Origin of the sequence: Variovorax sp. DXTD-1 (assembly GCF_003984625.1) — a bacterium.
Taxonomy (GTDB): Bacteria; Pseudomonadota; Gammaproteobacteria; order Burkholderiales; family Burkholderiaceae_C; genus Variovorax.
In genome coordinates, this window is the sequence record NZ_RWKH01000020.1 from 72,965 (window position 1) to 88,292 (window position 15,328).

Annotated in this window: 13 protein-coding genes; 11 read left to right on the forward strand and 2 right to left on the reverse strand. The window is 64.9% G+C overall.

The features are described from left to right. Positions 1–12: 12 nt before the first annotated feature. A complete protein-coding gene (locus tag EJI00_RS18815) occupies positions 13–1,512 on the forward strand; it encodes a circularly permuted type 2 ATP-grasp protein (RefSeq protein WP_126749015.1) in 1,500 nt (499 codons plus the stop codon). A gap of 35 nt (positions 1,513–1,547) precedes the next feature. Beyond that, positions 1,548–2,504 (forward strand): alpha-E domain-containing protein, encoded by a 957-nt coding sequence (locus EJI00_RS18820; RefSeq protein ID WP_126749016.1) that lies wholly within the window; start codon positions 1,548–1,550, stop codon positions 2,502–2,504. 21 nt (positions 2,505–2,525) lie between these two features. Here EJI00_RS18820 and glpK read toward each other — a convergent pair whose 3' ends face one another. Beyond that, on the reverse strand, positions 2,526–4,019 hold the full coding sequence (gene glpK, locus EJI00_RS18825) for a glycerol kinase GlpK (RefSeq protein ID WP_126749017.1): 1,494 nt from the start codon (positions 4,017–4,019) through the stop codon (positions 2,526–2,528). A 365-nt stretch (positions 4,020–4,384) separates the two neighbouring features. Further along, positions 4,385–5,152: a DeoR/GlpR family DNA-binding transcription regulator gene (locus EJI00_RS18830; RefSeq protein WP_126749018.1), complete on the reverse strand. Its 768-nt coding sequence runs from the start codon at positions 5,150–5,152 to the stop codon at positions 4,385–4,387. A gap of 121 nt (positions 5,153–5,273) precedes the next feature. Between EJI00_RS18830 and glpD the strand changes: the two genes are divergently transcribed. From glpD to EJI00_RS18875, 9 genes are all read left to right on the forward strand, one after another. Next, positions 5,274–6,947, forward strand: coding sequence for a glycerol-3-phosphate dehydrogenase (gene glpD, locus EJI00_RS18835; protein ID WP_126749019.1), 1,674 nt, complete (start codon positions 5,274–5,276; stop codon positions 6,945–6,947). Further along, positions 6,947–8,020 carry an ABC transporter ATP-binding protein gene (locus tag EJI00_RS18840; RefSeq protein ID WP_126749020.1) on the forward strand — a complete coding sequence of 358 codons (1,074 nt, stop codon included), beginning with the start codon at positions 6,947–6,949 and terminating at the stop codon, positions 8,018–8,020. Before glpD ends, EJI00_RS18840 begins: the two co-directional genes overlap by 1 nt. 1 nt (position 8,021) lies before the next feature. Continuing rightward, entirely contained in the window at positions 8,022–9,092 is a 1,071-nt protein-coding gene (locus EJI00_RS18845; protein ID WP_126749021.1) for an ABC transporter ATP-binding protein, read from the forward strand. Positions 9,093–9,141: 49 nt separating this feature from the next. Then, positions 9,142–10,032 carry a carbohydrate ABC transporter permease gene (locus EJI00_RS18850; protein ID WP_126749022.1) on the forward strand — a complete coding sequence of 297 codons (891 nt, stop codon included), beginning with the start codon at positions 9,142–9,144 and terminating at the stop codon, positions 10,030–10,032. Beyond that, positions 10,029–10,841, forward strand: coding sequence for a carbohydrate ABC transporter permease (locus EJI00_RS18855; protein ID WP_126749023.1), 813 nt, complete (start codon positions 10,029–10,031; stop codon positions 10,839–10,841). The genes EJI00_RS18850 and EJI00_RS18855 overlap by 4 nt, the downstream gene beginning before the upstream one ends. A 1-nt stretch (position 10,842) precedes the next feature. Beyond that, a complete protein-coding gene (locus tag EJI00_RS18860; RefSeq protein ID WP_126749024.1) occupies positions 10,843–11,151 on the forward strand; it encodes a DUF2160 domain-containing protein in 309 nt (102 codons plus the stop codon). Positions 11,152–11,243: 92 nt separating this feature from the next. Beyond that, complete coding sequence (locus EJI00_RS18865; RefSeq protein ID WP_185868164.1) at positions 11,244–13,064, forward strand: ABC transporter substrate-binding protein; 1,821 nt, start codon at positions 11,244–11,246, stop codon at positions 13,062–13,064. Positions 13,065–13,221: 157 nt separating this feature from the next. Next, positions 13,222–14,202, forward strand: coding sequence for a dialkylrecorsinol condensing enzyme (locus EJI00_RS18870; RefSeq protein ID WP_126749025.1), 981 nt, complete (start codon positions 13,222–13,224; stop codon positions 14,200–14,202). Next, complete coding sequence (locus EJI00_RS18875; protein ID WP_126749026.1) at positions 14,192–15,328, forward strand: beta-ketoacyl-ACP synthase III; 1,137 nt, start codon at positions 14,192–14,194, stop codon at positions 15,326–15,328. The genes EJI00_RS18870 and EJI00_RS18875 overlap by 11 nt, the downstream gene beginning before the upstream one ends.

Below are 15,328 nucleotides of genomic sequence, written 5' to 3' on the forward strand. Positions count from 1 at the left end.
ATTGGTCGTTCCATGCACAAATTCGACGAGATGTATGAGCAGTTGCCCTATGCGGGGGCTGCGATCAGGCAACACTACAAGCGCTACGACCAATGGCTTGCGAAGCAACCCGGCGAGGCCATGCGGGCGCGGCGCGAAGAGGCGGAAATGATCTTCCGCCGGGTCGGCATCACCTTTGCGGTGTATGGCGCCAAGGACGAGGACGGTTCGGGGACCGAGCGGCTCATTCCGTTCGACCTGCTGCCGCGCATCATTCCCGCCCATGAGTGGGAGAGCATGGAAAAAGGGCTCGTGCAGCGCGTGACGGCGCTCAACCGCTTCTTGCATGACGTCTACCACGACCAGGAAATCATCAAGGCCGGCATCATTCCGGCCGAGCAGATCCTGAACAACGCGCAGTTCCGCCCCGAGATGATGGGTGTGAGCGTGCCGCACAACGTCTACTCCAACATCTCGGGCATCGACATCGTCCGCGCGCCCGATGCCCAGGGCAACGGCGAGTACTACGTGCTCGAAGACAACCTGCGCGTGCCCAGCGGCGTGAGCTACATGCTCGAGAACCGCAAGATGATGATGCGGCTCTTTCCCGAGCTGTTCAACCAGAACCGCATTGCGCCCGTGGCGCATTACCCGGACCTGCTGCTCGAGACGCTGCGCGCCAGCGCGCCGGCCGCCACGGCCGAGCCCACGGTGGTGGTCCTGACTCCCGGCATGTACAACAGCGCCTACTTCGAGCATGCCTTCCTCGCCCAGCAGATGGGCGTGGAACTGGTCGAAGGGCAAGACTTGTTCGTGAAGGACAACTTCGTCTACATGCGCACCACGCGCGGGCCGAAGCGCGTGGACGTGATCTACCGCCGCGTCGACGACGATTTTCTCGACCCCGAGGTGTTCCGCCCCACGTCGACGCTCGGCTGCGCGGGCCTGATGCGTGCCTACCGCGACGGCAACGTCGTCATCTGCAATGCGGTGGGTACCGGCGTGGCCGACGACAAGTCGATCTACCCCTACGTGCCCAAGATGGTCGAGTTCTACCTTGGCGAGAAGCCGATCCTGAAGAACGTGCCCACCTACATGTGCCGCAACAAGGACGAGCTGCAGTACACGCTCGACAACATGAAGGACCTGGTCGTCAAGGAGGTGCACGGCGCCGGCGGCTACGGCATGCTCATCGGCCCGGCCGCCACGCAGGCCGAGATCGAAGACTTCAAGAAGGCCGTGATCGCCAAGCCCGATGGCTACATCGCGCAGCCCACGCTGAGCCTTTCCACATCGCCGACTTTTGTCGACGCCGGCATTGCGCCGCGCCACATCGACCTGCGCCCCTTCGTGCTCTCGGGCAGCGAGGTGCAGATGGTGCCCGGCGGCCTGACGCGCGTGGCGCTCAAGGAGGGCTCGCTGGTGGTCAATTCGTCTCAGGGCGGCGGCACCAAGGACACCTGGATTCTCGAGGCGGACCGCAGTGCCAAGCCGAAGGCGTCGCAGTCGCAAAGTCAATCGCAATCGGCCTAGCGTAGCAGGCAAGCAAGGAATCAGGAGAACAAACGATGCTGTCACGCACTGCCGATCACCTCTACTGGATGTCGCGCTACACCGAGCGCGCGGAAAACACCGCGCGCATGCTCGACGTCAACTACCAGACCTCGCTCCTGCCCCAGTCGGCCGAAGTGGCCAAGTACGGCTGGCAGGGCGTGCTTTCCATCAGCGAACTGCTGCCCTCGTACAACAAGAAGTACGAGCAGATCACGCCTCACGATGTGATGGAGTTCATGGTCAAGGACGAGAGCAATCCGTCTTCGATCGTCTCTTGCCTCAAGGCCGCGCGCGAAAACGCCCGCGCGGTTCGTGGCGCGCTCACCACCGAGGCGTGGGAAACCCAGAACACCACCTGGCTCGAAGTCAACCGCATGCTGCGCGCCGGTGATTTCGAACGCGACCCGGCTCAGTTTTGCGAATGGGTCAAGTTCCGCTCGCACCTTTCGCGCGGCGTGACGCTCGGCACCATGCTGCAGGACGAGGCCTTTTACTTCTCGCGCCTGGGCACCTTCCTCGAACGCGCCGACAACACCGCGCGGCTGGTGGACGTGAAGTTTCACGCCCTCAACAGCGAGTTCTTCGGCACCGCCACCGAGGAAGACCAGGAGTACGACTTCTATCACTGGAGCGCCATTTTGCGCAGCGTCTCGGCCTTCGAGGTGTACCGCAAGGTGTACCGCGACGTGATCAAGCCGGAGCGCGTGGCCGAACTGCTGATTCTTCGCGCCGACATGCCGCGTTCGCTGCACGCGAGCCTGGTCGAGGTGGTGAACAACCTTGCCAAGGTGCAGAACGAGCAGAGCGCCGAAACCCAGCGCCGCGCCGGCAAGCTGCTGGCCGACCTGCAGTACGCGCGGGTCGACGAAATCCTGGCGACCGGGCTGCATGCCTACCTCACGCAGTTCCTCGATCGGGTGAACGAGTTGGGCGGTCGCATCAGCCAGGACTTTTTGGTCCCGGCGCACTGAAGGCCCGCAGGCTGCCGCGCCTCAGGTGGCGGTGGCCTGCCGCACCGCGCGCTCCCAGCGCGCCATCGATTCCTCGGCCTGCGCGCGGCCCATGGTCGGCATGAAACGGCGCTCCACTTTCCACAGCTTCGACAACTGGCGCGCGTCGCTGTAGACGCCGGTCGACAGGCCCGCGAGGTAGGCAGCGCCCAGCGCGGTGGTCTCGATCACTTCGGGCCGCACCACGGGAATGCCGAGCAGATCGGCCTGGAACTGCATCAGCAGGTCGTTCACGCTGGCGCCGCCATCCACACGTAGCTCGGCCACGGGCGTACCACCGGCGGCGACCGCATCGCGGCTCATGGCCTGCAGAAGCGCGGCGCTCTGGTAGGCAATGCTCTCGAGCGCGGCGCGCGCGATGTGCGCCACGGTGGTTCCGCGCGTCAGGCCGGTGATGGTGCCGCGTGCATCGGCGTTCCAGTAGGGCGCGCCCAGGCCGGTGAAGGCCGGCACCATCATCACGCCGCCCGCATCGGGCACGCTTTCGGCAAGCGACTGCACTTCGGCGCTGCCCTTGATGGCCTTGAGCCCGTCGCGCAGCCACTGCACCACGGCGCCGCCGACGAAGACGCTGCCTTCCATGGCGTACTGCGGCGTGGCGTCTGTCTGCGCGGCGCTGGTGACGAGCAAGCCGTTGTGCGAAGGCTGGAACGCCGCGCCCGTGTGCATGAGAAGGAAGCAGCCGGTGCCGTAGGTGTTCTTGGCCATGCCGGCTGCAAAGCAGGCTTGGCCGAAGAGGGCGCTCTGCTGGTCGCCGGCCACGCCGCCGATGGGCAGGGCGCGGCCGAGCAGTGCCTCGTCGGTGTCTGCAAAGTGGGAGCTCGACGGTTGCACCTTGGGCATGAGCGCGACGGGAATATCGAGGGCCTTGAGCAGGTCGGCATCCCATTCGTTGCTGTGCACGTTGAAGAGTATGGTGCGCGAGGCGTTGCTCACGTCGGTTACATGCACCTTGCCGCCGGTAAGCTGCCACATGAGCCAGCTGTCGACGGTGCCGAAGGCGAGCTCGCCGCGTTCGGCCTGCGCGCGTGCGCCGGGTACGTTGTCGAGCAGCCAGCGCAGCTTGGTGCCTGAAAAATACGCGTCGATGACCAGCCCGGTTTTTTCCTGGATGGTGCCGGTCATGCCATCTTCGCGCAGCTTTGCACACAGCGGTTCGGCGCGCCGGTCTTGCCACACGATGGCGTGGTGCACGGGCTGGCCGGTCTTGCGGTTCCACAACACGGTGGTTTCGCGCTGGTTGGTAATGCCAATGGCATGGATGTCGGAAGGCTGGAGCTTGGCCTTGACGAGCACTTCGCGTGCGGTGGCCAACTGGCTGTGCCAGATCTCCATCGGGTCGTGTTCTACCCAGCCGGGCTGAGGGTAAATTTGTGTGAGTTCCTTTTGCGCGATGGCGACGATGCGGCCTTCGCGATCGAACACGATGCTGCGGGAGCTTGAGGTGCCCTGGTCGAGTGCTAGCAGGTAGGTCATGGCTTGGGTGTTCCTTGGAGTCTGGTCATGCTTGACTTGTGTTCTTGGCGCTGTCGTTTTGGCGCGGCTGTTCAGGGCACGTGCAAAGGCCACCGGGTACTCCCCTCCGCGAATGTCCCCCGCCTTCGGCTCCTCCTTTATTTCGCTGCGGGGAGCACCCGATGCCCTGTGCACACCGGGCGTGGCGCTTGTTCCGTTCGATCAACAACCGCTCTGTGCAATGCTCACGTCGATGGGGTGCCTTGCGCAGCGAAATAAAGGAGGAGGCCGCAGGCCGGGGGACATTCGCGGAGCAAGGTACCCCGTCGGCGGGAGCGCACCCTGAATGCCTTCCAGCGCGGCAAACAAAACCACAAGCCCTCATCTCAATCGCGCGCAATTTCAAGCCGAACCTGCGCCGCATGCAGCAAATCAGCAAAAGGCGGCGGCGGCTCCGCGTCGGTAAACAGACGGTCGATCTGCGACAACGTGCCCAACTGGATCATCGCCGGCCGATTGAACTTGCTCGCGTCCGCCGCCAGCCACACCTCGCGAGCTTGCGCGATGATGGTTTGCGCCACCTTCACTTCACGCAAATCGAAGTCGCGCAATGATCCGTCGGCCTCGATGCTCGACACCCCGATCAGTGCGATGTCGACCTTGAACTGCCGGATGAAATCGATGGTGGCCTCGCCCACGATGGCGCGGTCGCGCGGCCGCACCGACCCGCCCGCGACGATCACCTCGCACGAGGTATTGCCGCTCAATATGGTCGCCACGTTCAGGTTGTTGGTGATCACGCGCAGGCCCGTGTGCCGCAGCAAGGCCTTGGCAATGGCTTCCGTGGTGGTGCCGATGTTGAGGATCAGCGAACAGTCGTTGGGCACCAGCTCGGCCACGCGCCGCGCAATGCGTGCCTTGCCTTCCGCATGCAGCGTTTCGCGCTGCTGGTAGCCGATGTTCTCTGTGGTGGAGCTCGGCACGCGCACGCCGCCATGAAAACGCGTGAGCAGGCCTTCGTCGGCCAGCCGCTGCACGTCGCGCCGCACCGTTTGCAGCGTAACGCCGAGCATCTCGGCCAGCTGTTCCACAGTGACGGAGCCGCGCGTGCGCACGGTATCGAGAAGGTTGATCTGGCGCGGATTGGAGTTCACAAAAGCGTCGTGGAGAACGGGAAGACTCTCTGGAGAGTACAGGCCGTGTCACTTTAAAACGAAAGAAAACGAACCGTACTAAGGGAAAACTCGGGGGAAAATCGCGTCAAAAGGAATCCAAATGAAAAGACGCGAAAATACAATGGCGCCCTCCCGTGACCGAAGTCACGAACCAACGGGCCCATCTTCTGTGAGCGATTTCTCCTCCAATTCGCCTCTGCCGGCAACCGATTGCGATGTGCTGATCGTCGGCGGCGGCATCAACGGCTGCGGCATTGCGCGCGACCTGGCGGGTCGGGGCTGGCGCGTGGTGCTGTGCGAAAAGGATGATCTCGCCTCGCACACGTCTTCCTCGTCGACCAAGCTTATCCACGGCGGGCTGCGCTACCTGGAGTATTACGAGTTCTCGCTCGTGCGCAAGGCGCTGCAGGAGCGCGAAGTGCTGCTCAAGAGCGCGCCGCACATCATGTGGCCGCTGCGCTTCGTCATGCCGCATGACCCGTCGATGCGGCCGGGCTGGATGATCCGCATCGGCCTGTTCATGTACGACCACCTCGCCAAGCGCGAAGTGCTGCCGGGCTCGCGCAGCATCGACCTGCGCAGCCATGCGGCCGGTGTGCCGCTGAAGCCGCAGTTCAAGCGCGGCTTTGTCTATTCCGACGGCTGGGTCGACGACGCGCGGCTGGTGGTGCTCAACGCCGTGGACGCCCGCACGCGCGGCGCCGAGGTGTTCACGCGCACCCGCTGCGTTCATGCACAACGCGACGCCGATGGCTGGACGGCCACGCTTGAGGCTGCGGACGGCGGCATTCGCGTGGTGCGCGCCCGCGCCGTGGTCAACGCGGCGGGGCCATGGGCGGAATCGTTCCTGCGCGGCGTGGCGCAGTCGGCCAAGGGGGAGGCGCTCGCCACCCGGCATCTGCGGCTGGTCAAAGGCAGCCACATCGTGGTGCGGCGCCTCTTCGAACACGACCATGCCTACATCTTCCAGAACCCCGACAAGCGGATCATCTTCGCGATTCCGTACCAGGACGAATTCACGCTGATCGGCACCACCGACATCGAACTGAACGGCGACGATCCCGGCGCGGCACGCATTGCCGACGAAGAAATCGCGTATCTCTGCACCCAGGCCAGCCGCTACTTCGAGAAGCCGATCGTGCCGGCCGATGTGGTCTGGACCTACTCTGGCGTGCGTCCGCTACTCGACGATGCCTCGGGCGACCCCTCGGCCGTGACGCGCGACTACATGCTGGAGTCCAACACCGCCGCGGCGCCGCTGCTGTCGGTGTGGGGCGGCAAGATCACCACCTTTCGGAAGCTCGCCGAAGACGCGGCCGACGAGGTCGGCAAGATGCTCGGCCAGCCGAACGCGCAACGCCCGGCCTGGACCGACGGCGCCTTTCTGGCGGGCGGCGATCTTTCCGGATGGATCGGCGCGCCGAAGCGGCCGGACGACGACTTCGAACGCTTCGTGGCCGCGGTGCAGGCCCGCTACCCCTGGCTCGACGCCAGGCTTGCGCGGCGCCTCGCACGCGCCTATGGTGCGCGCGTGGCCGAGCTGCTTGGCAATGCGCAGTCCATGGCCGACATGGGCGACGCCGTAGCGCCGGAGCTTCATGAGGGCGAACTGCGGTTTCTGCAGGAAAGCGAATGGGCCATGAGCGCGGACGACGTGCTCTGGCGCAGGTCGAAGCTCGGCCTGCGCTACACGGCCGAAGAACGCGCGCAGGTGGCCGCCTGGCTGCAGGCGCATGCAAAGAACAACAGCAACACGATCAACCGGGAGCGCTGATGCAATTGACTCTGGAGCGCGTCACCAAGAAGGTCGGCGCGCAAACATGGCTCTACGAGCAGAGCATCGCCCCGCGCAGCGGCGCGGTCACCGTGCTGCTGGGCGCGACCCAGGCCGGCAAGACCAGCCTGATGCGCCTCATGGCGGGGCTGGACACGCCGACTACCGGCAAGGTGCTGGTCGACGGCAAGGACGTGACCGGCATGCCGGTGCGCGAGCGCAACGTAGCCATGGTGTACCAGCAGTTCATCAACTATCCGTCGCTCAAGGTGGCGGACAACATCGCCTCGCCGCTCAAGCTGCGCGGCGAGAAGAACGTCGATGCCCGGGTGCGCGAGCTGGCCGACAAGCTGCACATCGGCATGTTCCTCGACCGCTTGCCGGCCGAGCTTTCGGGCGGGCAGCAGCAGCGCGTGGCACTGGCGCGCGCGCTGGCCAAGAATGCGCCGCTCATGCTGCTCGACGAGCCGCTGGTCAATCTCGACTACAAGCTGCGCGAAGGCCTGCGCGAGGAGCTGACGCAGCTGTTTGCAAGCGGCGACTCCACCGTGATCTACGCAACTACAGAGCCCGGCGAGGCGCTCCTGCTCGGCGGCTACACGGCCGTGATGGACGCCGGCGAGCTGCTGCAATACGGCCCCACGGCCGAGGTGTTCCATGCGCCGCAGTCGCTGCGCGTGGCGCGCGCCTTCAGCGATCCGCCGATGAACCTGCTGCCCGGCACTGCATCGGCGGGCCGCGTGCAACTTGCCGGCGGCCCGGCGCTGGCCTTGGCCGTGCCTGAAAACGTGTCGGGCGCGGTCACTGTCGGCCTGCGCGCAAGTGCGCTCAACGTGGGCGCGGGGGAGGGCGACATCGGCCTGCCCGGCAAGGTGGAGCTGGCCGAAATCTCCGGTTCCGACACCTTCGTTCACGTCGATACCGCGGTCGGCGAGCTGGTGGCGCAGCTCACCGGCGTGCACCGCTTCGAATTGGGCACCTCGATCACGCTGTACTTCAGCCCCTCGCAAGCCTATGTGTTCGATGCCGGCGAAAAGCTGGCGCTCGCGCCGGCATGGCGCAAAGGAAACTGACATGGCCCGCATCGACCTGGACCTGGCCCACGCCTACCGCCCCAACCCCACGCAGGACAGCGACTACGCGCTGCTGCCGCTGCAGATGAGCTTTCGCGACGGCGGGGCCTATGCCTTGCTCGGCCCCTCCGGCTGCGGCAAGACGACCATGCTGAACATCATCTCGGGCCTCTTGGTGCCTTCGCAGGGCACGGTGAAATTCGACGGCCGCGACATGACGCGCGCCACGCCGCAGGAACGCAACATCGCGCAGGTGTTCCAGTTTCCGGTGATCTACGACACCATGACCGTGGCCGAGAACCTCGCGTTCCCGCTGCGCAACCGCAAGGTGCCTGAAGACCAGATCAAGAAGCGCGTGGGCGAGATTGCCGAAATGCTCGACATGAGCGGCCAGCTCAACCAGCGCGCCGCAGGCCTTGCGGCCGACGCCAAGCAGAAGATCTCGCTCGGCCGCGGGCTGGTGCGCAGCGATGTGTCGGCCGTGCTGTTCGACGAGCCGCTCACCGTGATCGACCCGCACCTGAAGTGGCAGCTGCGCCGCAAGCTCAAGCAGATTCACCGCGAGCTCAAGCTCACGCTGATCTACGTGACGCACGACCAGGTCGAGGCGCTCACCTTTGCCGAAGAGGTGGTGGTCATGACGCGCGGCAAGGCCGTGCAGGTGGGCAGCGCCGAGGCGCTGTTCGAGCGGCCGGCCCACACCTTCGTCGGTCACTTCATCGGCTCGCCCGGCATGAATTTTCTGTCGGCAAACAACACGAACGGCGCGCTCGAAGTTGCAGGTACGCCGCTCGTTCCTACGCGCCAGCTGCCCGAGGGGGCGATCAAACTGGGCATCCGGCCCGAATACCTGCGGGTGGTCGAACCACGGGCGCAGGGCGCCGTGCCCGCCACCGTGACGCAGGTGCAGGACGTGGGCACCCATGCCATGCTGAGCGCCGACGCCGGCGGTAGCGCGCTCAAGGCGCGCCTGCATGCCGACGCGCCGTTGCCGGCCGTGGGAGACACCGTCTGGCTGCGCGTGCTGGACACCCACACCTGCTACTACCGCGACGAGGAGCTGGTTGCATGAACGCATCGCAGCAGAACCGCTTCAAACTCATACCGAAGATGGACGCCCCATGGACGCCGTGAACAAACCCATCAACCAGAAGGCCTGGTGGCTGGTGCTGCCGGTGCTGATCTGCGTCGCCTTCTCGGCCATCGTGCCGCTGATGACGGTGGTCAACTACTCGGTGCAAGACATCATCTCGCCCGAACGCCGCGTTTTCGTCGGCACCGAATGGTTTGCCGCTGTGATGCGCGACGGCGAGCTTCATGCCGCCCTCTGGCGCCAGCTCGGCTTCTCGCTCTCGGTGCTCGCGGTCGAGATTCCGCTGGGCATTGCGCTCGCACTCTCGATGCCGGCCACCGGATGGAAATCGTCGGCGGTGCTGGTGGTGGTGGCGCTCTCGCTGCTCATTCCGTGGAACGTGGTCGGAACCATCTGGCAGATCTACGGCCGCGCCGACATCGGGCTCTTGGGCCATGCGCTGCAGAAGATGGGCATCGACTACAGCTATACCGGCAATGCGACCGACGCGTGGCTCACCGTGCTGCTGATGGATGTGTGGCACTGGACGCCGCTGGTGGCGCTGCTGTGCTTTGCGGGCCTGCGCTCGATTCCCGACGCCTACTACCAGGCCGCCCGCATCGACGGCGCCAGCAAGTTCGCGGTGTTCCGCTACATTCAGCTGCCCAAAATGCGCGGCGTGCTGATGATTGCGGTGCTGCTGCGCTTCATGGACAGCTTCATGATCTACACCGAGCCTTTCGTGCTGACGGGCGGCGGGCCGGGCAACGCGACGACCTTCCTGAGCCAATACCTCACGCAGAAGGCGGTCGGCCAGTTCGACCTGGGCCCGGCGGCGGCTTTCTCGCTGATCTATTTCCTGATCATCCTCTTGCTGTGCTTCATCCTCTACAACTGGATGCAGCGCGTCGGTACCCAGAAGGCGGAGGTGGAGCAATGAACGAGCGCAGATTCCGCAAACGCAGCATCTTCCTGCTGCTCTACATTCTTTTCGCGCTGTTGCCCATCTACTGGATGGTCAACATGAGCTTCAAGACGAATGGCGAAATCCTTTCGAGCTTTTCGTTCTTTCCGCAGCAGTTCACCTGGGCCAACTACACGCGCATCTTCACCGACGCGTCCTGGTACTCGGGCTACATCAACAGCCTGATCTACGTGGGCATCAACACGGTGATCTCGCTCACCGTGGCGCTGCCGGCGGCCTACGCGTTTTCGCGCTACTCGTTCCTGGGCGACAAGCACGTGTTCTTCTGGCTGCTGACCAACCGCATGACGCCGCCCGCAGTGTTCCTGTTGCCGTTCTTTCAGCTCTACAGCACGGTGGGCCTGATGGACACGCACCTGGGCGTGGCGCTCGCACACTTGCTGTTCAACGTGCCGTTGGCCGTGTGGATTCTCGAAGGCTTCATGAGCGGCATTCCGCGCGAGATCGATGAAACCGCTTACATCGACGGCTACAGCTTTCCGAAGTTCTTCATCCGCATTTTCCTGCCGCTGATCAAGGCCGGCGTGGGCGTGGCGGCGTTCTTCTGCTTCATGTTCAGCTGGGTCGAACTGCTGCTGGCGCGCACGCTCACCAGCGTCAACGCCAAGCCGATCGTCGCGACCATGACCCGCACCGTGAGCGCATCGGGCATGGATTGGGCTACGCTTGCGGCCGCCGGCGTGCTCACCATCGTGCCGGGTGCCATCGTGATCTGGTTCGTGCGGCACTACATCGCCAAGGGCTTTGCGATGGGGAGAGTCTGAAATGTTTGCCTGGATGTCCTGGACCACCCCGGTGGCCGTGTTCTTCATCTGCATCGCGCTGATGCTGGTCGGCATGACGGTGTGGGAGATCAAGTCGCCCACCACGCTGCGGCGCGGCTGGCTGCCGATCGAGACCACGCGCGGCGACCGGCTGTTCATCGGCCTGCTCTCGGCAGCCTATATCAACCTGATCTACATCGGCCTTGCCGAATGGGCCAAGTCCGCAATGACGCTGCAGGCCGAGCCTTCGATCTGGATCGGCTTTGTGTTTTCGATGCTGGTGCTCGCGCTGATCATGCGCAAGGGCTAGCTCGCGTACTCCGGCAATTCGGCCCGGTGCTTCCCCGGGGCCGAGGTGAATACAGCCGCACACGGGGAAGCGAAGGAACGAGGAGATAAACCATGAAGTTGCGCTACACCGCGCTCGCGGCCGCTATGGTGCTGGCACTGTCGGCCTGCGGAAAGAAGGACGAGCCTGCGGCCCAGGCTCCGGCAAGTACCCCGGCACCGGCTCCGGCAGCGGCGCCCGCCGCGGCCACTCCGGCTGCGGCACCGGCTGCGCCCGATGCGGCGGCCAAGTGGATCGACAGCGAATTCCAGCCATCGACGCTCAGCAAGACGCAGCAGGCCGAAGAACTCAAATGGTTCGTCGACGCCGCGGCAAAGCTCAAGGCCAAGGGGGTGACCGAGATCTCCGTGGTCTCCGAGACCATCACCACGCATGAATACGAGTCGAAGACGCTGGCCCGCGCCTTCGAGGAAATCACCGGCATCAAGGTGAAGCACGACCTGATCCAGGAAGGCGACGTGGTCGAGAAGCTGCAGACCTCGATGCAGTCGGGCAAGTCGATCTACGACGGCTGGATTTCGGACTCGGACCTGATCGGTACCCACTACCGCTACGGCAAGATGATGAACCTGACCGACTACATGGCGGGCCCGGGCAAGGAGTTCACCAACCCCGGCCTCGATGTTGCCGACTTCATCGGCACCAAGTTCACCACCGCGCCCGACGGCAAGCTCTACCAGCTGCCCGACCAGCAGTTTGCCAACCTGTACTGGTTCCGCGCCGACTTGTTCGACCGCCCCGACCTGAAGGAAAAGTTCAAGGCCAAGTACGGCTACGACCTGGGCGTGCCGCTCAACTGGAGCGCCTACGAGGACATCGCCGAGTTCTTCAGCGTCGACGTGAAGAACATCGACGGCAAGCCGATCTATGGCCACATGGACTACGGCAAGAAGGACCCGTCGCTGGGCTGGCGCTTCACCGATGCATGGCTTTCGATGGCCGGCACGGCGGACATCGGCATTCCGAACGGCGTGCCGATCGACGAATGGGGCATTCGCGTGGCCGACGACAAGTGCACGCCGGTGGGCGCAGCCGTGTCGCGCGGTGGCGCCACCAACTCGCCGGCGGCCGTGTATGCGCTGACCAAGTACGTGGACTGGATGAAGAAGTACGCGCCGCGTGAAGCCACCGGCATGACCTTCGGCGAAGCGGGCCCTGTGCCCGCCCAGGGCCAGATCGCGCAGCAGATCTTCTGGTACACGGCCTTCACGGCGGACATGGTCAAGCCCGGACTGCCGGTGGTCAACGCCGACGGCACCCCCAAGTGGCGCATGGCGCCGGGACCGAACGGCCCCTACTGGAAGCAGGGCATGCAGAACGGCTACCAGGACGTGGGTTCGTGGTCGTTCTTCAAGGGCCATGACGAGAACAAGACCGCGGCAGCCTGGCTGTACGCGCAGTTCGTCACCTCCAAGACGGTGTCGCTCAAGAAGACCGTCGTGGGCCTGACGCCTATCCGCGAATCGGACATCCAGTCGCAGGCAATGACCGACATGGCGCCCAAGCTCGGCGGCCTGGTCGAGTTCTACCGCAGCCCGGCGCGCGTGGCGTGGTCGCCGACCGGCACCAACGTGCCCGACTATCCGAAGCTCGCGCAGCTCTGGTGGAAGAACGTGGCCGAAGCCGTCACCGGCGAGAAGACGCCGCAGAAGGCCATGGACACGCTGGCGGACGAGATGGACGACGTGATGGCCCGCCTGGAGCGCGCCGGCATGGACAAGTGCGCGCCCAAGCTCAACCCGAAGGGCGACCCCGCCAAGTGGCTGAGCGACCAGCACGCCCCCTGGAAGAAGCTGGCCAACGAGAAGCCGAAGGGTGAAACCATCGAGTACAACAAGCTGCTCACGGCCTGGAAGGAAGGCAAGGTGCGCTGAACCTTCGGCGTTCTCTCTGGTCCTCTCAAGAGCCGCGCCCCAAAAGGCGCGGCTTTTTTTCGTCCATTCGTGGGATCGGCGCGACGGCATGACCAATGGCAGATGCGCCCGGCGTACGGTTGGCTTACATTCGACGGCCCCCGTTTCGCCCCAGCAAGTGACCTCTAGCATTCCCAGCCCCGCCGAGCGCCTCAAACGTGTTCTGGTGATCCACTACTCGCAGACCGGCCAGCTCGGCAGCGTCGCCGAGCAGATCGTCGCGCCGCTCAGGGCCGACCCGGAGATCTCCGTGCATGTCGAAACACTGCGCCCGCTGGCGGATTTTCCGTTTCCCTGGCCGTTCCTGACCTTCTTCGACGCCTTTCCCGAATCGGCGCACCTGAAGCCGCCGCCGCTGGCGCCGCTCTCGCTCACCGGGGGCGAGCACTTCGACCTGGTCATCCTGCCGTACCAGGTCTGGTTCCTGGCGCCGTCGCAGCCGATCGTCGCCTTCCTGAAGCATCCGCTGGCAGCGCAGCTGCTGCGGGGCAAACCCGTCGTCACAGTGATCGCCTGCCGCAACATGTGGCTGCTGGCGCACGAAAAACTCAAGGGCCTGCTCGACGCAGTGGGCGCCCGCCTGATCGACAACGTGGTGCTGACCGACCCCGGCCCGACGCTGGCCACCTTCTTCACCACGCCGGCCTGGCTGATCTGGGGCCGCAAGCGCGGTTTCTGGGGCATGCCCGACGCCGGCCTCAGCGAAGGGCAGATCCGCGGTGCCGGCCGTTTTGGCCGCGCACTGCGCGAGGCGCTGCACAACGATCTCGAACGCGGATCGCAGCCACTGCTCTCCGGCCTCGGAGCCGTTCAGGCCAACGCAAAGCTCCTGATCAGCGAAAAGGCCGGCACCCGCAGCTTTTTTCTCTGGGGCAAGCTGATCATGGCGGCGGGGCGGCCGGGCGCGTGGCAGCGCAAGCCGTTGCTGCTGCTGTACGTGGCCTTCCTCCTCGTGCTCATTGTCACGGTCGTGCCGGTGAGCTTGACGCTCCAGGCGCTGCTGCGGCCGCTGTTCAAGGGGTGGCTGACTAAAATGACAGCTCATTTCGAGCGCCCGTCGGGCTCGGCCACGGACCGTTCTCCCCGCTATGACGACTGATGTCTTCCTGACCCGCACTGCCGCCTTTCTGCCCTTTTCCCCGGTCAGCAATGAAGACATCGAAGACGTTCTCGGTCGCATCGGCGGCAAGGCGTCGCGAGCGCGGCGGCTGATTCTTCGCAGCAACGGCATCCAGTCGCGCCACTACGCGATCGACCGGGCCACCGGCCAGCTGGCCATGAGCAACGCGCAGCTCACCGCTTCGGCCATCCGGGCGCTGGGCGACGACATCGGCCCGGTCGATTGCCTCGTCAGCGGCACGTCGCTGCCCGACCAGCTGATGCCCAACCACGCGGTCATGGTGCACGGAGAGCTTGGCTGGCCGCGGCTCGAGGTAGTGGCTTGCGCGGGCATCTGCCTGGCGGGCACCACGGCGCTCAAGCATGCCTGGCTCTCGGTGCGCTCAGGCGACGCCCGCCGTGCGGTTGCCACGGGCTCGGAATTGGCCTCGGCCGTGATGCGCGGCTCCCGCTTCGAGGCCGAGCTGGAGCACAAGCTGCAGGCGCTCGAGGAGCGGCCCGAAATCGCTTTCGAAAAAGACTTTCTGCGCTGGATGCTCTCCGACGGTGCAGGCGCCGTGCTGCTCGAGCGAGAGCCGCGCGGCCCGCTGTCGCTGCGCGTGGAGTGGATCGACCTGTCTTCCGCCGCGCACGAACTGCCGGTATGCATGTATGCAGGCGCCGACAAGAACCCCGAAGGCGGCCTGGACGGCTGGGCGCGCACCGCGCCCGAAGACTGGCAGCGCGAGTCGACCTTTGCCGTGAAGCAGGACGTGCGCCTGCTGAACGAGAACATCGTTCGTGCCACGCTGGGCGAGCCGCTGGCGGCCATCATCGAGAAGCGCGGCCTGAAGGCTGCCGATGTCGACTGGTTTCTGCCGCATCTCTCGTCGGGCTATTTCATCGAACCCGTGAGCCAGTGCCTGAAGGCCATGGGTTTTGCCATTCCGCGCGAACGCTGGTTCAGCAATCTTGCGACAAAGGGCAACACCGGCTCGGCATCGCCTTACATCATGCTCGACGAGCTGTTCCGTTCGGGCCGCATCAAGCCAGGCCACAAGCTGCTGATGTTCGTGCCCGAAAGCGGCCGCTTCTCCAGCGGCTTCATCTACCTGGAAGCCATCTAG